Annotated in this window: 11 protein-coding genes; 9 read left to right on the forward strand and 2 right to left on the reverse strand. The window is 59.0% G+C overall.

Annotation, left to right across the window (positions count from 1 at the left end; all coding sequences use genetic code 11):
• The first annotated feature begins 259 nt into the window (after positions 1-259).
• From VEH04_01550 to VEH04_01580, 7 genes are all read left to right on the forward strand, one after another.
• A complete protein-coding gene (locus VEH04_01550) occupies positions 260-3,916 on the forward strand; it encodes an autotransporter-associated beta strand repeat-containing protein (protein HYG21435.1) in 3,657 nt (1,218 codons plus the stop codon).
• A gap of 44 nt (positions 3,917-3,960) precedes the next feature.
• Entirely contained in the window at positions 3,961-4,764 is an 804-nt protein-coding gene (locus VEH04_01555) for a prepilin-type N-terminal cleavage/methylation domain-containing protein (protein HYG21436.1), read from the forward strand.
• A 235-nt stretch (positions 4,765-4,999) separates the two neighbouring features.
• Entirely contained in the window at positions 5,000-9,868 is a 4,869-nt protein-coding gene (locus VEH04_01560; GenBank protein ID HYG21437.1) for an autotransporter-associated beta strand repeat-containing protein, read from the forward strand.
• A gap of 35 nt (positions 9,869-9,903) precedes the next feature.
• Positions 9,904-12,864, forward strand: a complete 2,961-nt coding sequence (locus tag VEH04_01565) for a DUF4982 domain-containing protein (protein HYG21438.1) — start codon at positions 9,904-9,906, stop codon at positions 12,862-12,864.
• A gap of 234 nt (positions 12,865-13,098) precedes the next feature.
• A complete protein-coding gene (locus VEH04_01570; protein ID HYG21439.1) occupies positions 13,099-13,308 on the forward strand; it encodes a cold-shock protein in 210 nt (69 codons plus the stop codon).
• A gap of 53 nt (positions 13,309-13,361) precedes the next feature.
• A complete protein-coding gene (gene hemW, locus VEH04_01575) occupies positions 13,362-14,537 on the forward strand; it encodes a radical SAM family heme chaperone HemW (GenBank protein ID HYG21440.1) in 1,176 nt (391 codons plus the stop codon).
• A 6-nt stretch (positions 14,538-14,543) separates the two neighbouring features.
• Positions 14,544-15,665, forward strand: coding sequence for a hypothetical protein (locus VEH04_01580; GenBank protein ID HYG21441.1), 1,122 nt, complete (start codon positions 14,544-14,546; stop codon positions 15,663-15,665).
• A 21-nt stretch (positions 15,666-15,686) separates the two neighbouring features.
• On the opposite strand, the gene VEH04_01585 is transcribed toward VEH04_01580, so the two are convergent.
• Positions 15,687-17,117 carry an MFS transporter gene (locus VEH04_01585; protein HYG21442.1) on the reverse strand — a complete coding sequence of 477 codons (1,431 nt, stop codon included), beginning with the start codon at positions 17,115-17,117 and terminating at the stop codon, positions 15,687-15,689.
• 55 nt (positions 17,118-17,172) lie between these two features.
• Between VEH04_01585 and VEH04_01590 the strand changes: the two genes are divergently transcribed.
• Both VEH04_01590 and VEH04_01595 read left to right on the forward strand, forming a co-directional pair.
• Positions 17,173-17,916 carry a response regulator transcription factor gene (locus tag VEH04_01590; GenBank protein ID HYG21443.1) on the forward strand — a complete coding sequence of 248 codons (744 nt, stop codon included), beginning with the start codon at positions 17,173-17,175 and terminating at the stop codon, positions 17,914-17,916.
• Positions 17,917-18,391: 475 nt separating this feature from the next.
• Positions 18,392-19,045, forward strand: coding sequence for a response regulator transcription factor (locus VEH04_01595; protein HYG21444.1), 654 nt, complete (start codon positions 18,392-18,394; stop codon positions 19,043-19,045).
• 42 nt (positions 19,046-19,087) lie between these two features.
• On the opposite strand, the gene VEH04_01600 is transcribed toward VEH04_01595, so the two are convergent.
• Positions 19,088-21,056 (reverse strand): hypothetical protein (locus VEH04_01600; protein HYG21445.1); only part of this gene is annotated, 1,969 nt, incomplete at its 5' end.

The following is a 21,056-nucleotide window of genomic DNA, read 5'->3' on the forward strand; positions in this document are numbered from 1 at the left end:
GGCTGATCTCCCTGGCCACAGCCCGAGCCGAAGCGAGCCAACTCCGGACAGGAACCACTAAACGGAAAGCCGGATGCGGGAAATCCGCCCGTCCGGTTTGGAGGGAGGGGCGAGGTTAATCCCTCGCTCCTACCCCTATCGCATCGCCAGAACTGTTGACCCCCCCTCGCCAGGCACCCACTACTGGCGATTCTCGCCGCGGCATTCGCTGATACGATTGGCTTCATTCATCAACACATTGACCCATCAGCCCTTTACCATGAACCCACAAAATCCCGCTGTTGTGCGTCGGAGAAAAGTTCTGCCTGCGACGGCCCTGTTGCTTGGCTTAATCGCGACCTCGCCATTGAGCCACGCGGCTGACGTGTTCAAGGCCGACAACGTCGACAATCTTAATCTGCCAGAGTCCTGGGATGGATTGCAGGTGCCCGATGCGGATGACGTGGCGGCGTGGGACAACCGCGTTGCAACAGCGGTTCCCCAGGAGCTCCTGCTCGGAGCCGATCTCTCGTGGGCGGGAATTCGAATCATCGATCCTGCAAGCGCAATCACGCTTCGGGCGGGGAACACGCTGACGCTTGGCGCTGCAGGTATCGATACGACGCTTGCTTCGCAGCCGCTCGTGTTATCGAACGCGGTGGTGATCGGCGCGCCGCAGGTTTGGAATGTCGTCAGCGCCGTGACGTTGCGGAACGGAGTCAGTGGAACGGATCTCGTTACCAAGGGCGGGTCGGGCACGCTGACGATTGCGACGATATCGCCCACGCTGTCACGAATTCAAATCGACGAAGGAACGGTTTCGTCTGCGGCAGGAAATGCGGGCAGCACCACGATGGCGTTGAACGGCGGAACATTTTCCGTCAACGCAGCGCTGAGCACTCCGGTGGACGTGATGGAAAATGGCGGCGTCCTGCAGAACACCGGCGGCAATCGCACGTTGAGCGGCCCGATCTCGGGGACAGGTTCGTTGACGGTGAATGCCTCATCAACATTCACCTGGGCAGGGTCCAACTCGTATTCAGGAACAGCGACAATTCAAGGCTCCGGCGCGGTTCGGCTGAGCAACCTGAACGCCGTCAGTTCCAACGCGACCTACGTCGTCAATGCGGCGTTGAATGGCAACGCGGCTGGAACATTTCATCTCGGCGCGCTTCACGGCTCGGGATTCATTGGCGGCAATGCGACGCATCACTTTTCCATTGGCGCGCTCAACGGGGACAGTTCGTTCAGTGGCGCGATCACCACGGGTGGATCGGTGACGAAGGTGGGCACGGGAACGCTGGTTCTTGATGGCGCGAATACGTATGGCGGGCCGACGATCATTGCGGATGGCGTGCTGCAAATCGGAAACGGGGCCGAATCCGGCAGGCTCGGCTCAGGCGCTGTCTCGAACAGTTCAGCGCTCGTTTTCAATCACTCAGGCGTTCTCTTCGTTCCGAATGCCATTCACGGTGCTGGCGGAGTAACGAACATCGGGTTTGGAAAGGTCGCGCTCACCGGATCCAACACTTACAGCGGAACGACGAGGGTTTCCTCGGGAACCATGTCGTTCGGTTCCCCGTCGCTCGCGACAGGGGCGCTGGTTGTTGACGATTTTGCGAACGCCGGCGTGGTCGTGACGAGCGCGGGCGCGATGCTCACGCAAGGGAACGCGACCTTTGGCAACGGGACCGGATACGAGTTCGACCTCGGAACGTTCGGTAACCATCCGGGCACGGTCGTTTCCAATACGGGCACTTTGACGCTCAATTCACCCGTGACGGTAAATGTGGCCGGCACGAACTTTTCGGTCGGCAGCATCGCCCTGATGCGCTACGCAAATCGGGGCGGCGCAGGCAACTTCCTTCTTGGGACCCTCCCTTCGAATGTGACCGCGTCATTGGTGGATGACCAGCCGAACAAGGTGTTGCGGCTGAACATCACTGCGGTTCAGACGGGCGTCGACCTGACGTTTCGCTGGATCGGAACTGCCGCAGGCGAGTGGGACATAGACAATCCTGCCAACGCGATCTGGCGCGTGGTGGGCACGGGACAGTTGACGAATTACACCGATGGGGCGGCAGTGTTGTTCGATGATACCGCGACTGGGACAACGAACATCAACATCACTACTTTCGTAAGCCCATTTTCCGTTGCGGTGAACAACACGAACAAGGCCTACACTCTCGGCGGCGCAGGTTCCCTGTCGGGTGGTATGACGCTCACGAAGGCGGGTCCCGGAACGTTGATCATCACGAATGCCAATTCCTACAGCGGCGCGACTTACATCCAGGGCGGGTCGCTTGTGATCGCGGGAGAGAACGGTTCAATCACAGGCACGGTCATCACCAATAGCGCCTCTCTCGTAATCGACCGCACAGAAGCCACCAATGCGCTGCCGTCGATTTACTCCTTTGGCAACATGATCACGGGCGCGGGAACCATGACAATCCTGGGCGTGGATCCAACCAACACCCTTGTTGAAATGCAGATCGGTGATCCCGTCGGAAACCCGTATTCGGGCGGGACCGTCATCAGCAACGCATTTGTCAGGTTGAACGCGAATCCATCCAGCGACGCGACAAGGTCGGCGGCGAAATCAACAGGTCTTGGAACCGGAAAGATTTCATTCCTTGGTGAATCTGTTCTCGAAGTGGAGGATTTCGGTGCGGGCAACAACAGCAGCCAGGCAGGCACCTTTGTGGCGCCACTTGAGATCCCGGCCGGACAGATTGGCAGCTTTCGGATTGCGGGCCGCATGACCGTCAGCGGTCCGCTTGCTGGCGCAGGAATTCTTGACCTGCACGTGTCTTACATCCGGGCGGTGATCTCCGGTGACTGGAGCGGGTTTGCTGGGCAGGTGAACGTGTGGCCATCGGGTAATGCCACGGGAAATCAGTTTCAAATTGCCAACGCTGCGGGGCTTCCGCTCGCCCGGGTGCACCTGACGGCAGGTGTGACCATGGGCGGCAACGCGCCTCTCGCGAATAACAGCACTGTGCCGATCGGTGAACTCTCAGGCGACGCTGGATCGTTCATCAATGTGGTGGGCGAGAGTTCTCGCACGATCAATTTCAGCGTGGGCGGCCTGAATACGTCCAGCGCATTCGCGGGCAACGTCGGTGGACCGCATTCACTGACCAAGGTGGGCTCTGGAACATTCACGCTGTCGGGTGCGAATGACTTCACGGGAACCACGACGGTTTCGAATGGTGTGCTGGCGCTCGCCGGTGAATCGGGCCTTTCGAACAATCCAGCGATCCGGCTGAGCGCTCCCGGTGTGCTGGACGTTTCTGGGCGCACGGATGCAACCCTGTGGCTCGGTTCTGATGTGGTCGCGCAGACGCTTAGCGGTCACGGAGCATTCCAGGGCAGCCTCTTCGTTGGGAATTCCGGGACGATGGCAGTGAACAATGCGCTGGCAGTCAGCGGCAAGGTAGTTCTTGGGGGAACAACCGTGCTGGAGCTGAACCGCGCGAGTTCGCCAAACAGCGGCCGCATTGTTGCGCCGACGATTACCGCTGGCGGAGTGCTCATTGTCACGAACGCGGGCGGAACACTGCAGGCGGGCGACACGTTCCAACTGTTCAGTACCCCCGTCACAGGGTTCGCTTCAGTGAGCTTGCCGCTGAACGACCCGGTCAACCAGGCCACCTACACGTGGGAGAATCGTCTGGCCATTGACGGGAGCGTCGTGGTCCTCACCAGCACAGGCAGTGTGAATCCAAATCCTGCCAGCCTGATGGTTTCCTCCAGCGGAGGGAACTTGACGCTGGCATGGCCTGACAGTCACAAAGGCTGGATTCTTGAGACCAACAGCGTGGGTCTGTCGGCGGACGCGTGGTTTGAGTATCCGGGATCGGCTCAGACGAACAGCGTAGACCTTGCGATCGATCGCACCCGAACCAACGTATTCTATCGGCTCGTCCTGCCTTAAAGCGCCTTCCTATGACTCGCGTTATTGATTCCGCATCGCTGAATATGAGACCCAACCGTTTTGCGCACAGTCTGCGGCACGAGCGTGGCGGCCGCGGCTTCACCTTGATCGAACTGCTAGTGGTGATCGCGATCATTGCAATCCTCGCTGCCATGCTTCTGCCCGCGCTTGCGTCGGCGAAGGAAAAGGCAAAGCGGACGGCTTGCTTGAACAATCTGCGGCAGGTGGCCGTGGGCATGACCATGTATGCCGGCGATCACAACGATTGGGTGCTTCCTGCAAAGGGGCGCAATGTTCCCATTAACTTCGAGCAAGTGGAAGCCTCAGCCGCCAAGCTTGTGGGGCTCGTGGTGCAGACAAATGCAAACACCGTTTGGAGTTGTCCGGGACGGCCGGGCCTTCCCAACTACGACCTGAACGGGCCGCAATGGAACCTTGGCTTCCAGTACTACGGCGGGATCCGAAAGTGGAAGAACCCCGTTGATCCGTCAGGCAACATGGATTCGAAGAGCCCCGTCAAACTTGGCCAATCGCGCCCACACTGGATGCTTGCGGGCGACGCCACGCTCAAGGTTCTGGGGGCATGGGGGAAGGTCGACCCGGCGTATCCGATTCTGTATTCGAACATGCCTGCGCACCGGGGCAGGTCGGGACGAATGCCTGCAGGATCGAATCAGGTGTTCTGCGATGGCTCGGCAAGCTGGATCAAGGCCGAGCAGCTTTATTTCCTGCACACATGGACGTCAGACCTGGGCGCGGGCGGAAAGCAATGTTACTTCTACCAGGATCCCGTCGATTTTCCCGCAGCACTCCGCCAACAGCTGGCATCGTTGAGGGTGACGCCGTAGCGCAGGGTTCTTCCGGCGAGTCGGGAACGTATCGCCGCGCTTCCAAGCCAGCAGGCCGTGGACCGCGCGAGCAGGTTAGGAAACCTGTCCAACCTCCGCAGTAGCTGCTACGGACGACGGGCGATACGGCAGACTCGGAGTCCTGCGCTACACGTTGTTTAATTGCGTTGCCCGGGCTCATCTTGAGTAGAATTCTGCGGATGATTTTTGAGCGCGAAGCGTTCCGGTTTTGTTTATGCAATGTGAAGTTCTGAAGGTTCCTGTCGGTGGGTGGTTGCGCACTGCCTGCGTTCTGCTGGGTCTTGTCCTGGCATCCCCGCCGTCCCACGCCCAGCGGCAGATGGAAAACCTGGGGCGCGGGGTTGTTGCTGTGCGTTCGGGAAACAACACTGCGTATGTGGGATGGCGCTTGCTCGCCACCGACCCGGACGACATCGCGTTCAATGTTTACCGTTCCCAGAACGGTGCCACGCCCGTAAAGCTCAACGCATCGCCGATCTCCAGCTCCACCGATTTCGTTGACACAACCGCCGCGCTCTCGGTCTCTAACGCGTGGTTTGTTCGCCCTGTGCTGAATGGCATCGAGCAAGCCTCAAGTGCCGCGTTTGGTTTTCCCGGCAATTCCATTGTCCCGTTGGATTTCCAGAACAAGTCCGGCCCTTACGTGCGAATTCCCCTGGCTGTGATCCCGAATGGAAACCACTACACGCACCATTGCTGGCCGGGTGACCTGGATGGTGACGGCGAATTTGATTTCGTTGCCACTCGCATTCCAAATTCCGGCGGGGTGTCTTATGTCGATGCCTACCTTCGCAACGGGAAATTCCTTTGGAGGATGAACATGGGCGTCAACAGCACGGACACGGGAGACTTCCCGCCCAGCGGTGTGAGCGTCGGACATTCGGACAATGTGACCGTGTTTGACCTGGATGGCGATGGGCGTGCCGAGGTGCTCGTGCGCACGGCGCGCGGCGTCACTGTTACCAACTCAGCGGGGGCGCAGGTCGCATCGATTCCGGGGCCCAATGACGTCACGCAGTATGTGTCAGTCATCGATGGGCTTACGGGCGTGGAAAAGGCGCGAATGATCCTGCCAAATCCAGTGCCATCGGCAGGTGCGATGAGTTCGCATTTCGGGATCATGTTTGCCGATGGAGTGCGGCCGAGCCTCGTGATCGAATCCATTAACCGCAGCGCCAATGGCGCGTTCAACTTGAGCATCACCTGCTGGGATTACCGGGATGCGCAGTTGAAGATGCGCTGGTTGTGGACGCCTCCAAACGACGGCCACAACTACTCGCGCGCCCACCAGTTTCGTGTTGCGGACATCGATCACGACGGGCGGGACGAGTTCTGCGAAATTGCATTTGCATTGCGCGACGCGGGGGACCACGCGGAGGCGGTGTTCAGCAACGAGTTGTTGCATGGCGATCGTTTTCACATTGCTGACCTGGATCCTCACAGACCCGGGCTGGAGACGTTTGCGATCCAGCAGGACAATCCCAACCTGCTGGCCAATGCGCTGCACGACTCCGCGACAGGCACGATGATCAAGAAGTGGTACGCCGCGGGCGTGGTGGACGTCGGCCGCGGGAATGCCGGGGACGTCGATCTGAACACGCGCGGCGTGGAAGTGTTCTCCACGATGCCTGGATTGTGGACCGCCAAGGGAAAGCTCCTGAATAATAATCCGCCTTACCCGAACTTCAGTGTTTGGTGGGATGCCGATATTGCGCGCGAGCAGCTGGACAACGGCCGGATCGACAAGCATGGCACAGGCCGGATACTGAGTCCTTATAACATGAAGGATCCCGCGCTGGACGGCGCGGTTACGTGGCGCAATGCGCAGCCGCTGTACGGCGACCTGTTCGGTGACTGGCGCGAGGAGGTTTTGTTCGAGAGCACGGATCGCAGCAGCCTGATCATCTTCACGCCAGTGACGGCCGCAACGAACCGCCTCGTTTGCCTGGCGCAGAATCCCGCTTACCGCGCATGCCTGACGGTGAAGGGCTACATGCAGACGACGTGGCCGGATTACTACATTGGGGGAGGCATGGGACGTCCGCCGGTTCAGCCCATCTCGGATGCCGACCTTCGTTGGAATGGCGGTGCAACAGCGGTTTGGGACGGCACCGCGGCCAATTGGTTGACGAACAACCTGTGGGTTTCGAATTCAATCTCCGTCGCATATTTCGACGGCGCCTCCGTCGTTTTTGGTTTAACGGATGCCCATCACACGGTCATTTCGCTTAACGGAACCCTGACGCCTTCGCATGTGAAGGTGCATTCACCCAATCACTACACGTTCGAGCAGGGCGAATGGGCGGGTTCCATGACGCTGACGAAAGCCGGCGCTGGACGTATGACCTTGGATGGCAATCACACGTTCACCGGGCGGACGCTGGTGAACGAGGGATTGCTCGCCGTGAACGGTGAACTGCCAGGAAGTGCTGTCGTGGTGCGTGGCGGCGCGTGGCTGGACGGACGGATTGGCGGGAACGGAAACATCGGCGCAGGCGTTCGCATCGAGCAGGGCGGCGGACTGTCGCCGGGGCAGGGAACAAACTCAGCTGCAACACTGACCATTTCCAACACCCTTTCGCTGACGGGTTTCACTTGGAATGACTTCGACCTTTCCGACGACTCCGGCGGGATCCTGGCGACCAATGATCTCGTGCAGGTGCTCGGGAATGTTGTGCTGCAGGGCAGCAATACACTTGTGATCCATCGTTTGAGCGGCGACCTGGGTGCAGGCGTGTATCCACTGATTCGCTATTCGGGATCACTGAGCGGGAGTTTGGCGAACTTGAGCATCGCGGGCCTCGACGGAGTTCCGATTGCCTTGACGAATTCGCCGGGCGAAATCGCGTTGGTTGTGAAAAGTTCGCGTCCTGCGGCGAACGTCGTGTGGCTGGGCGGTCCGGGAGGCGTGTGGGACCTCGTGACGAGCAGCAACTGGTTGAACAGCGGCAGCCGCGATTGGTTTGTGCCGCTCGACTCGGTGCGGTTTGACAATGTGGGTGCTGCAAATCCCGTGGTGAATTTGATCGCATCGCTGCCTGTGACCGGAGTCGTTGTGGACGCGGCGGCGTCCTACACATTCAATGGAAACGGTTCCATCAGCGGTGCAAGTGCGTTGATGAAGACGAACACGGGAACGCTCGTGGTGCTTACGGAAAACGATTACACGGGTCGCACAGTGATTGGCTCCGGCGTGTTGGAAGTGCCATCGCTGAGTGTTGGCGGTGCGCCGGGCGCGTTGGGCGCGGCAAACACAAGCGCCACGAATCTCCTTTTATTTAACAGCACCCTGCGCGTGACAGGAGGCGAAGCCTACACCGATCGCGGCATGACGCTCGCGGGAGGCATCGCGCGGCTGGACGTTCCGGGAGGAAGCGGTCTCGTCAATTTCGTGGGGCAGATTGCCGGGCCGGGAACGCTCGAGAAAATCGGCAATGGAACATTGATTCTTGGCAAAGCCAATTCATACGCGGGTGGCACCGTTGTCAATGCAGGGACCCTGCAACTCGGCTCGCCATCGGCCAACACCTCCGGCCTTGGAGGTGGTCTCGTAACTCTTTCGAATGGCGGCGTGCTCAGCCTGTTTGCAGCGGGCGCGGAAGATCTCGGCTTTGGCGGGGCGGGCGGACCGTTCGTCAATTCCATCCTCATCCCGGCTGGCACGAGCGGATCATTGCGGGTTCCGTTTCGCATTGTGATGAACAACCCTCTCCTGGGAAGCGGCACGTTGAACCTCGGAGTGACGGGCGTGCGCGGCGACCTGAACGGCAACTGGTCGGCGTTCGACGGAACCATCAACATCAGCACGCTGCGCGAGACGAGTGATGCGCGGTTGAATAACCCCGCCGGGCTTCCGAATGCACGCGTGCACGTTGCCGCTGCAACCGCGCTTCAGAACCGCGTCGGGGGGACACCCACGATTCCCATCGGCCAATTGTCCGGCGCCAACGGCTCTATCATGAGTGCCGGTGGCGGGAATGGCGGACTGCCTGTGACGTGGCGCGTCGGCGCTCTCAACACGGACGCGACCTTCGCAGGAAACATTTACAACAGCGTGAACTTCATCAAGGAAGGCACGGGCACGTGGACGTGGACCGGCACCAATTCTCACACAGGTTCGCTGACGATCAACATGGGAACGTTGCAGGTTGGAAACGGCGGGACGCGGGGCACGCTGGGCACCGGTTCCATCAACAACCAAGGCACCCTCGCATGGAATCGATCGGACCTCGTGAACGATGCAAGCTTCGGTGTGATCAGCGGCAGCGGCAGCCTGGCAAAGCGCGGCGCTGGCCGGCTGGTGCTGTCGAAGGCGCATACGTATTCGGGGCGGACGGTGATTGAATCAGGCGAGCTGGCATTGGCGGGCGGCGCGATCCCGAATTCCAGCCGGATTGAAATTTCAACGGGTGCGGTATTCGACGTTAGCGGAGCCGCAGGAGGCGGGATGACGCTGAGCGCGGGCAAGGTGGTCACGGGGAACGGCCGCGTGCGAGGCGATTTCACCATCGGACCCGGCGCCGTTCTTGCGCCGGGTTCTTCGATTGGAACCTTGGGCTTCAGCAATACTCTGACGTTTTCCGCGGGCGCGCTCGCGGTCATTGAGATTACGGCGGCGCCCCGGTCGCATGACGTTGTTCGTGTTGTCGGGACCTTGAACTTGGGTGGAGCGCTGGTGGTGACTAATGCGGGTGTGGGTGAGTTCGCCCCGGGCCAGCAATTCCAATTGTTTGAAGCAGGTGCGCTCGCTGGCGCATTCTCAGGCATCAGTCTTCCGCCGCTTCTTGAGGGGCTTGCATGGAATACGAGTGAGTTGAACACGCTGGGGAAATTGAGCGTGCTTGCTGTCGCCCCTCCTGTCGTTTCGTCATTTGGCCGGCGTGCCGATGGAACCTTCGAGTTGCAGTTCTCCGGGACATCAGGGCAGCCGTACGAAATCCGCGCCAGCACCAACCTTGCGCTGTTTCCCCTGACGACATGGACGTTGCTGCACGCGGGTGTTTTTGAAGGAACCCCCGTGTTGTACAACGATCTCGATGCAACCAATGCAGCACAGCGCTTCTATCTCATACGAATTCCCTGACCGTTTGATCATTCCGTTTCGAAAGCCATTATCGAATGCACAGACACCTGCCTCTCGTAAGCCTGATTTTCGCGGCCGTCTTGAACATCGCGACCGCCGCCGATCCTTTCCCGCGCACGTCGTGGAACTTCAATCCGGGTTGGAAGGTGTTCGTCGGCGACCCCACGAACGCGTCCGACCCGCGCTTTGACGATCGTGAATGGAAGGGCGTCACACTGCCGTATGCGTGGAATGAAGACGCAGCGTTTCGCGTTTCGATTGCGGAACATCCCACGGGGGTTGCGTGGTATCGAAAGACGTTCCGGCTGCCCGCGGATACTGAAGGAAAGAAGGTGTTCCTGGAATTTGAAGGAGTGCGGCAGGCGGGCGAGTTCTATTTGAACGGCCGCCATATCGGCAGTCACGAGAATGGCGTCATGGCTGTGGGCTTCGATATTTCTGACGTGGTGCGGCCAGCGCCTGAGGAGAATGTCGTTGCAGTGCGAACCGACAATGCGTGGGATTACCGCGAGAAGGCCACACGCCAGCGATACCAATGGAGCGATCGCAACTTCAACGCGAACTACGGCGGCATCCCAAAAAACGTTAAGCTGCACGTAACAGGAGAGCTGTATCAGACACTTCCGCTGTGGGCCGGCCTTGAGACGGAAGGCGTTTACATTTTTGCAAGCGACTTTGACATTGCGGCTGGCGCGGCGACGGTCACCGCAGAATCACAGGTTCGCAATGAATCGGATGCAGCGCGCGAGTTCGAATACGAAGTGCGCGTGGAGGAACTGGATGGGCGGCTGCTGAAGAGCTTCAGTGGCGGAAAGACCACCGTGGTTTCCGGGGCAACAGCTAAGGTCAAGGCTTCGGCACGACTGAGCGGACTGCAGTTTTGGAGCTGGGGTTATGGCTATCTCTACAACATTCAAACCATCCTCAAGGCGGACGGCCTGGTTGTGGACACGGTAGAGACGCGGACAGGTTTTCGAAAAACCGAATATGGAAGCGGGATGGTGAAGCTCAACGGCCGTGTGCTGCAGATGAAGGGCTATGCGCAGCGGACCTCGAACGAATGGCCCGCGCTCGGTTCCGCCGTTCCGCCATGGCTGAGTGACTTCAGCAATGGCCTGATGGTTGAAGGAAACGCGAATCTCGTCCGTTGGATGCACATAACCCCATCGAAACAGGACGTGGAATCCTGCGACCGGGTCGGTCTCATCCAGGCAATGCCTGCAGGGGACGCGGAAGCAGATGTGTCAGGAAGACGCTGGGAACAAAGGGTGGAACTGATGCGCGAGGCGATCATCTACAATCGCAACAACCCGAGCATCCTCTTTTACGAAGCTGGGAACACGGGCGTGAGCGAGGCGCACATGTCGGAGATAAAAGCGTTGCGCGATCGGTTTGACCCGCATGGAGGGCGTGCTGTTGGCAGCCGTGAAATGCTGGACAGCCAAGCGGCCGAGTATGGCGGCGAGATGCTTTACATCAACAAGAGCGCGCGCCTGCCTTTCTGGGCCATGGAATATTCACGGGATGAAGGCCTGCGAAAATACTGGGACGCGTTCAGCCCGCCATTTCACAAAGACGGTGACGGGCCATTGTATCGCAACGCGCCTGCGCCGGATTACAACCGGAACCAGGACAGCCACGCGATTGAGAATATCGTCCGCTGGTTTGATTACTGGCGCGAGCGTCCCGGCACAGGCACGCGGGTCAGCAGTGGTGGTGTGAACATTATTTTCTCCGACTCCAACACGCATTATCGCGGCGCGGAGAACTATCGCCGCAGCGGGGAAGTGGATGCCATGCGCATTCCGAAGGACGGTTTTTGGGCGCACGAGGTGATGTGGGATGGCTGGGTGGATGTTGAACGCCCGCGTATTCACCTTCTGGGACATTGGAATTACGCAACCAACGTCACAAAGGATGTTCACGTGGTCTCGAGCGCTGAAGTGGTGAAGCTGTTCGTCAACGGCGAACAGCTTCCTGACGCGCAACAGTCGCATCGGTTTTTGTTTACGGTGAAGAATGTGAACTGGCAGCGCGGGGTGCTGCGCGCGGTTGGATACGACCGCAACGGCAAACCTGTTTGTGAAACCGAACGCCAGACAGCGGACGAGCCATCGGCAATAAGGCTGAAAGCCATCACCGCGCCCGCAGGATTGAAGGCGGATGGAAATGATGTCGCATTGATCGAAGTGGATGTAACCGACGCCTCGGGACGACGGTGTCCAACGGCCCTCAACCTGGTGGAGTTCGAATTGACAGGTCCGGGTGAATGGCGCGGCGGGATCGCTCAAGGTCCCGAAAACTTCATACTCGCAAAGAGCCTGCCGGTCGAATGCGGAGTCAACCGCGTGCTGGTGCGGTCGCGCCAGGAAGCCGGCAGAATCACTGTCACCGCGCGATCCGGCACCCTGAAATCTGCATCCTTGGAAATCACGTCGCACCCTGTCCAAGTTTCCGACGGATTGACGCATGCCTTGCCTGCGGAGGGTTTGCCTGTGTCGCTGCGACGTGGTCCCACGCCACGCGGACCCTCGTTCACGGTATCGCGTGTTTCCATCCCGATTGCGAAGGCAAGCGCCGGTTCGCAAAACGACACAGCCGCAGCGAGCTTCGATGACAATGAGCGAACAAGTTGGACAAGTGCGGGCAGTGTCGAGAATGCGTGGATCGCATACGAACTGGAACGGGAAGCGGAGATCAGTGAAGTCGAGCTGAAGCTGACAGGGTGGAGGCAGCGCAGTTATCCGATCGAAATTTTCGTAGGCGACAAAAGCGTCTATCGCGGCCGAACACCCCGCAGCCTGGGCTATGTCACGCTTCCCGTTCCGGTCACTCATGGACGAAGCGTTAGGATCCAATTGATGGACGCTTCCCATGCAGAGGGCGGGCCTGGCAATACCGAACTCCAGAATCAACAGAACGCCGCGACAGGGGGCGAAAGGCAATCGCGCAACGCGCTGAGCATCGTGGAGGCTGAGATTTACGAGTCGCGATAAGTCGTGGCAGACCGAGCGTTTCGCCCTGCCGCTCCGCTCGATGGTGGCGAGCTTGACGGCCCGCGGCGATTCCACAGAAAGAACGCCAGAAGAAGGGGTTCCAACTTTTTAACAACTCCTGCTTGACGTTTCCCATAAGCTACTTAGGTTCGAACCAGTAGGTCGATTCATCTTGGGGACGATAGTATCGCGCTGTCGTTTTGCTGGGTATTCGGCTTGCATCCAGGAGATTATATGGCCAGTGGAAAAGTGAAATGGTTCGATAACCAGAAGGGCTTTGGCTTCATCGCTCAGGATACGGGGCAGGACGTGTTTGTGCACTTCAGCTCCATTCAACAAAAGGGGTTTCGCACGCTGTTCGAGGGAGATGACGTTGTGTTTGACGTGATCACCAGCGATCGCGGGTTGAAGGCCCAGAATGTTCAGAAGATTCGGGTTCACTGAGCGCCTTCGGATTTTGATTCGCCCTTGGTTCCCGCGTCGGCTACCGTGTCAGCGTGCCGATTTTGCGCCACTCCATTGCGAGCCTCTATGTACACGTGCCCTTCTGCGCGCAGAAGTGCTCGTATTGCGCGTTTTTCTCTGAAGCGTCCTCGGGTGAGCTCATCAATCGCTACGTTGCGGCGCTGATCCGCGAACTTGAAATCGTTGCGGACGACTTGCGGCCGCGCACGATTTTCTTCGGCGGAGGTACTCCGTCGCTCCTGAACCTGCAACAATGGGAATCGGTGCTGCGGGCAATGGAACGCCTGAATCTCAATCGCCCGGCAGAGTGGACCGTCGAATGCAATCCCGCCACGGTGTCGCTCGACAAGGCGAAGCTGCTCCGCGATTTCGGGGTCAATCGCATATCGATGGGAGTGCAGTCACTGGACGAGGATCTGCTGGATCGGCTGGGGCGTGTGCACAGCCGCGCGATGGTTTTCAAGTCATTCGAGATCCTGCGGAAGGCGGGCTTCGACAACATCAACCTGGACCTGATGTTCGCCATTCCCACGCAGACGATGGCTGCATGGAAGTCGACGCTCGATGAAGCCATCGCCATGCAGAGCGAGCATCTTTCCACGTATGAAGTGATTTATGAGGAAGACACCCCGCTCTTTCATCAGTTGCAGGCAGGAAAAGTGGACGTGAATGAAGACCTTGCCTGCGACATGTATGAGGAATTGCTGGCGCACTGCACCCACGCTGGATTCGTTCAGTACGAAGTGGCGAACTTTGCCAAAGATGTGGCGTCCGAGCGCGCCTCCGACACTCCTGACGTTCCAAGCCGCGCGTGCCAGCACAATGTAAATTACTGGCGCGGCGGATCATTTCACGGTCTCGGACCGAGCGCGACCGGTTATGTCGAGGGCGTGCGAACGAAGAACTGGTCGAACACGCAGCTTTATTGCGAGCAGTTGGAAAAGGGCAAACGGGCGATTGAGTCCACAGAGACGCTGGAGCCGCTTGCTCGCGCGGGTGAGACGGCCGCGTTCGGCTTGCGCATGGTGGCGGGCTGGCCCTTTGCTGAGTTCGAGAAAACCACGGGCCATGACCTTCGGCAACATTGGGCCGGCGACATGAGCGGCCTGGTGGAGCAGGGGTGGGGGACGCTCGCGCCCGATCGTTTTCAACTCACGTCCACGGGCCTGCGCTTCGCCGATGCCGCAGCTGAGAAGTTCCTGCGCTGATCATTGATGAAACGTCCTCAGAACGCCGCTCTGTTCCTCGACATTGCGAGGCGATTGATGTCACAACCCGCGGCGCCCTTTCACGAACACGGAGTGGCCGCAGAGGTTCAGGCGATTTGCGACGAGCATGGGCTGTTCTGCGATGCTGATGCAACGGGCAACTTGATCGTCCGCCTGACGAAGGCCTGCAAGGCGCGCCCATTGGTCCTCGCGGCGCATATGGATCATCCGGGATTCGAATTCATCCGCCGCCGTGACGCACAAACATGGATCGCACGATTTCTTGGCGGCGTTCCAGAAAGCTATTTCCGGAAAGGAATTCCGCTGCGCGTCATGCCTCAAGGTGCTCCAGCGCGGCTGGGAAGGCGTGTTCCCGGGAAGGTAAAATATTTCGAAATTTTGCTGCGCAAACCCCTCATCGACAAACCCGGATTCGCAGTGTGGGATCTGCCCGCTTACCGAGCGCAGCGGGATCGGATCTCAGGCCGTGCGTGTGACGATCTGATTGGAGTTGCTGCGGTCCTTGCCACGTTGATTCGGCTCAAGCGCGCACGTGTTTCCACCAATGTGATCGGTGCGATCTCGCGGGCGGAGGAGGTCGGGTTCCACGGCGCGCTCATGATTGCGACAAGTGGAATCCTAAAACGTGATGCGCTCGTTATATCACTTGAAACGAGCCGTGAACTCCCTGGCGTGTCGATGGGCCGCGGCGTCATTGTGCGGGTGGGAGATCGCGCGTCGGTTTTCGCTTCTGACGCGACGCGGTACCTGGGTGAGATCGCCAGTCACCTGGCGAAGAATCGGAAAGAGGCCTTTCAATTCCAACGCGCGTTGATGGGCGGAGGCACTTGCGAAGGCACGGCTTACCAGGAGTTCGGGTTTTCCACGGCTGCTGTTTGTGTCGCGCTGGGAAACTACCACAATTGCGCACCTGGGAATCGAATCGCAGCAGAGTACGTGAGCATCGCCGACGCGTTGAGCATGGTGGAGTTGCTGACGGTTGCGGCCAAACGAATGGGATCATTCGATGTGCTGACGCGCAAGTTGTCCACGCGTTTGCAGAAACTGCTGTCCGAAGCGCGGCTCAATTTCAGCAGGCGCGTGCGCAAATCGAAGAGCGGAGAATAGGAGCGGAAATCCGTCGACGAATCACTGGGGTGCAGGTTTGGAAACCTGCGATGCAGCGGACTTCGAAGGCTGCGCTAAAGGGCGGAGAAGGTAGGGCGCTGCAATGAGCCCGGTGAGGATTGCGAGAATCCCGCAGATGACATACGGCAGGCTTGCGCTGTGTTCATAGAGAGGCGCGGCGAAGAGCGGCCCTACGATGCGGGCGAGGCTTCCGGCACTCTGCGCGACCCCGATCGTTGCGCCCTGTTCATCCGCCGGCGTGAGGTTGGAGAGTAATCCAAAGACTGGCGGTCGTGTGAGGTTGGTTCCGATTGCGAGCAGTGCGAGGGCGCCCAGCATGTAAAGCCAGGGCAGGCCATCGGGCTGAAAGAGGCGGCTCCAGAACAGCTGGCCGTTTCCCTTGATGAATGGCAGCAGGAGGAAGCTTGCGCCGGTCAGCACTAGGCTGAGCGCGATCAACCGCGGTTCGCCCATGGCCTTGACGAGTTTCCCAATCGCGCCTCCCTGGACAAAGGCGCCAATCAAGCCGCAGAAAACAAAAAGGGAGATGACCGTGCTCGCCGGCCGGATTTGGTCATCTGTCAGCCCAAGCTGGAAGTTGTCGTTGATCAGCAGCGGCAGCGTGATTTCGAAACAACTGAAGCAGAAGGTCGCGAGGAAGAAGATTCCGATCAGCAGCGCAATGCGCGGCTGCGCGAGCGTGTGCATCCATTGCGAGACGTGGGGACGCACTTTCCGGGGCTGCGCATCGCGGTTCCGGCTTTCGCCCAGGATGAAGAAGGTAAGGACGAAATTCAGTGCGCACAGGCCGGCAGCGAGCCACCCGGGGCCGGAACTTCCGAAGTGGCGCAACCCGATCCAGCTGATGACGGGGCCGAAGATAAAGCCGAGGCCGAATGCCATCCCGATCAATCCCATCTTGCGCGACCGATCCGCTGGGGGCGTGATGTCCGCGATGTAAGCTTGCGCCACAGCGATGTTACCTCCGCACAATCCCGCAACCGAACGCGCGATCAGGATGCCCCACAAAGCGGTTGCGTGATGTTCCATGCCTGACGCAACGGCAAACATGGCATAAGAGGCGGCAGCCCCGGCCGTTGAGATGAGAAGAATTGGCCGTCGTCCAAACCGATCCGACAACCTCCCCCAGATCGGTGCAAAGATGAACTGCATGGCGGAGAAGGAGGCGCCGATGATGCCGATCATCCAGCCGCCGGCTTCGTAATGCTTGCTGTAAATGGGAACGAGAGGAACGACCATTCCGAACCCAATCAGGTCAATGAACACAGTCAGGAAGATGATGAAGACGGAAGGACGGCGGTTCATTGAGCGAAGCAAAAAAAGCGCCGCGGCGCTTGTTGGGTCGGAAATGGCACGCAGGGAGTCTATGTGCGGGTGACAATCCGTCAAGCGGGCCAAACGATGCTTGAAGAGCGCGGTGATGGTTTGCATCGGACGCCCCTTGCGATGTCAATACAGTTGCGCGATCAGTTGGAACTGTAGCAGAATGCGAACGTTCGAAGCGGCTACGATCAAGGGACTGGCGCAACGGACCAAGTACGACATGCCTGAGGCAAAAAACCGAACTAAAAGCGGGAAGACGCGGATCCTGATCGTGGATGATCACGCCATTGTCCGCTTCGGCATTGGGCAGGTCATCAACAAGGAACCCGATCTGCTTGTCTGTGGCGAGGAGGAGAACGCGTCACGCGCCCTGGACGCCATCGCGGCACTGAAGCCCGACCTCGTGATTGCAGACATCTCCCTCAAGGACAGCAGCGGCCTCGAGTTGATGCGCAACATCAAGGCCCAGTATCCGCGCCTGCCGGTGCTTGTCGTCAGCGGGCATGACGAATCGATTTACGCGGAGATCGCCTTCCGTGCCGGCGCGCTGGGTTACCTCATGAAAGAGGAGGCGCTGGAAAAAATTCTCACTGCAATCCGTCGCGTCCTCTCGGGAACTGTGTATGTCAGTGATGCGCTTGCAGCCAAGTTGCTTCAACAGCAGATTCGCGGTCAGAGCACAACCATCCAGGAATCGCCGGTCAAAAACCTGAGCGATCGCGAGATGGAAGTTTTCCGGTTGATTGGGCAATGGAAGAAAACTCGCGACATTGCAGCCGAGCTGCACCTGAGCATCAAGACCATCGAATACTACCGCGAGCAGATCAAACGGAAGCTCAATCTCAAGGATGCCGCTGAGCTGACGCAATACGCCACCTCATGGGTTCAGCGGGAAATCCCGACGTGACATTTTCATCGTCGGGTTTTTCATCATCTCGTTAACTCCGGATTTTTCTTTTCCGTTTTCCTTCGCCGTTTTCACCGGGGATTCCCTTGGGTGTCATTTCGCTCCGCACCGGGGCAAGGAATCGTTGGTGCCCCGATTGTTGTAAATCTCCAAAGGTCTAGGATGGCGTCGTCAATGAAACGCGAATGCGCCAGCCAAACCAAAATCCGGGAGCAACAGCAGATCGTTGTTGCGGGTTCGAGTGCAAGCCGGCTCCTTCACGTTTCATTCGCGACCGGCCGTTGCCGGTTCGCACTCTGCCTGCCGTCGGTGTATGTCGGTCAATTCCCCTCACCTAATGAAACCTGAATCCATGGTCTCGAAAGTTCGGCCGGTCGCAGCATCACAACACTTAACAGGATTGCCAGCAGGCGGGTTGGTCGGGCACATTCAGGCCGCCGCTCTGCGGGCAAAAGACTCATCGCAGGAAGGCTCAATGAAAAAACGCATCAAGTTACTGCTGGTGGATGACCACCCAGTCGTTCGCAAAGGAATCGCATCCTGCCTCAACCAGCACGAACACCTTCAGATTATCGGAGAAGCCGCTGACGGACGCGAAGCACTTCGCAAGGCGCGTGAAATGAACCCTGACATCATGCTCATGGACATCGACATGCCGCATATGAACGGGCTCGCTGTCACCGACCTTCTTCGCAAGGAACTGCCGAAGATCAAGGTGCTGATTCTCTCCATGCACAGCAACACGGACTACATCCTGCGCATCATCCAGTCGGGAGCGCGCGGATACGTCTTGAAGGACGCGGGCACCGAAGAGTTGTTGCGTGCCATCGAATCCATCAACCAGGGCGAGGCATTCTTCAGTCCCGAAGTGGCGCGCGCCGCGTTGAACCAGTATGTGAAGGGTTCGGGCACGGTGAACACCCAGGTGACACAACTGACAAACCGCGAGCGTGAAGTGCTCGTCCATATCGCTGACGGCTTGAGCAACAAGGAAATCGCGAGCCAGCTCGGTGTCGGTGTGCGCACTGTCGAAACCCATCGTGAACGGATCATGCGCAAGCTGAACATTCACAGTGTCGCCGGCTTGACCAAGTTCGCCATCTCGCAGGGCCTCGTCTCGCTTCAATGATGATCCCGGATCGCGCCGCGTCATCACCGCGGCGCGGCAAGGTCAATTCACCGCGCGATAAAAGCGGTGGCGAAAACGAAAGGCGTTCGTGTCGGTGAACAGGAACGCTCCACTGACGTCACCCGTAGCGCGTCCGACATTCGTCCACTGGAGAAAGTTAGTGGTTGCCTGGATCACATAGACCGTCGAAGCCCCGCCCGTTCCCTTCAGCCTGAAGAGGTTATTACTCCAGGACGAGCCTCCCAGTTGTGGCGGGCCTGCTCCCGAATCCTTCACCAGGGTGACATCGTTTCCCGTCCCGCCCGAGTAATTGACCCGAAAGTTTTGTCCGCTCGCCGACACGATTCCGTTCTGCGGCAGGCCATTGAATATTCCCGAGACTGGATCCGTGCTGTCGTTTTGAATGATCAGCAGGATGGTTCCGGCAGGCACCTGCGGCGCGGAGGTCACCTGGAGTGTTGCGTTGGACAGGCTGACCGCGCCCGCCACCGTCAGTTGATCGAAGCCAGTTCCCGGCGTCGTGCCAGTTCCGTTCAGGCTGAGCGTCGTGCCCGAGTGAAAATTCAATCCGGATTTGAAGTGAATCAGTCCCGGGCCGGCTTCACCGGGTGTGAGGGTCCCGCCCCGGAATGCATTCACGCCAATTGTGCCCTCCCCATCGAAGCTGCCGCCGTCGACGTGCAGGGTTCCGTTGGCCTGCAATGTCCCGCCATCCAGGCGCAGGGTTCCCGCACTGTTCGTGTGATTCAGCGGCAACTGCAGCGTGCCCACGTCAGACTCAATGATCCCCGAAGCGGTATTGATGAGCCGGAAATCTGAGATATGCGAGATGTCGGATCCGCCAGACTTCCGAATCGTTCCGGTGTTTGTCCACGTGAGCGCCGGGCCGCCATAGGTTTGGTAAATCTGGTTGTTACCCGTGATTTCCCAGATGCCGCCGTTGCTCACGGTGGTTGACGCGGTGCTGCCTCCGAGAAGGTTTCCGCCGCTCCAATTGACCCTTCCCTGGTTGTGCAACTGCAGATTGTAAACGTTCTTGTTCGCGCTGTTCGTGAACTCGAGCGTGCCCGCCGGGAGGACTGTCAGCCGCCCTTCGATGCCTCCCGAGCGGACCACGAGATGGCCCGTGCCCACGCGGTTCGTGCCCATCAACTGCGAGCCGTCGAGCGCCAGGTTGGTGATTGCGCCTGCTTGTTGGAATGTGTTTGCAGTGATGAACACCGATCCGCCGGTGAGGCGCAGATTTGCGATGATGTTCGTCCGCAAGTTCAATGTGCCTCCGTTGAAGCGGTTGGTTCCGGGACCACTGGCGCTGCCTCCAGCGTCATACCAGATTCCCGAACCGATCGTCACCAGTCCGGCCGGCCCGGCGTTCAGCGTGCCGCCCAGGCGATTGCTGGAACCCGCGTTGATTTGAAGCGTGCCGGACAACGACTGCACCTGGCCCGAGGATGCATTGTGGAAATTGAAATCGCTGATGAGGGATGAGCCCGTGCCCGCGCTTTTCTGGAGCATGCCGCTGTTCAGCCAGTTCAACGGCGGGCCGCCGTAGGTTTGATAAATCTGGTCGCTGCCCGTGATCTGCCACAATCCTCCATTGCTGATCGTTGTGGACGACGTGCTGCCGCCCAGAAGATTTCCACCGCTCCATGCGACCGTTCCCTGGTTCAACAGTGTCAGGTTGTAAACGTTCTTGTTGGCTGTCGTGGCGAACAAAAGCGTTCCTCCTGTCAAAATCGTGATCTGGCCTTCGAGACCGCCGGAATTCACGGTCAGAGTTCCTGTTCCAACCCGATTCGTTCCCACCAGTTGCGAACCGTCAAGAGTCAGGTTGGTAATGGCGCCAGCCTGCTGGAACGTGCTGGCGATGACATGAACACTCCCTCCTGTAAGGCGCAGGCCGGGAATGATATTGGTCCGAAGGTTCAACGAACCGCCGTTGAAGCGCGTGATGCCAGTGCCAAACGCCGACCCTCCCGCATCGAACCACGTTCCGCTGGCGATGCTCACC

It is taken from the genome of Verrucomicrobiia bacterium (assembly GCA_035629175.1).
Lineage (GTDB): Bacteria > Verrucomicrobiota > Verrucomicrobiia > Limisphaerales > DASXHY01 > DASXHY01.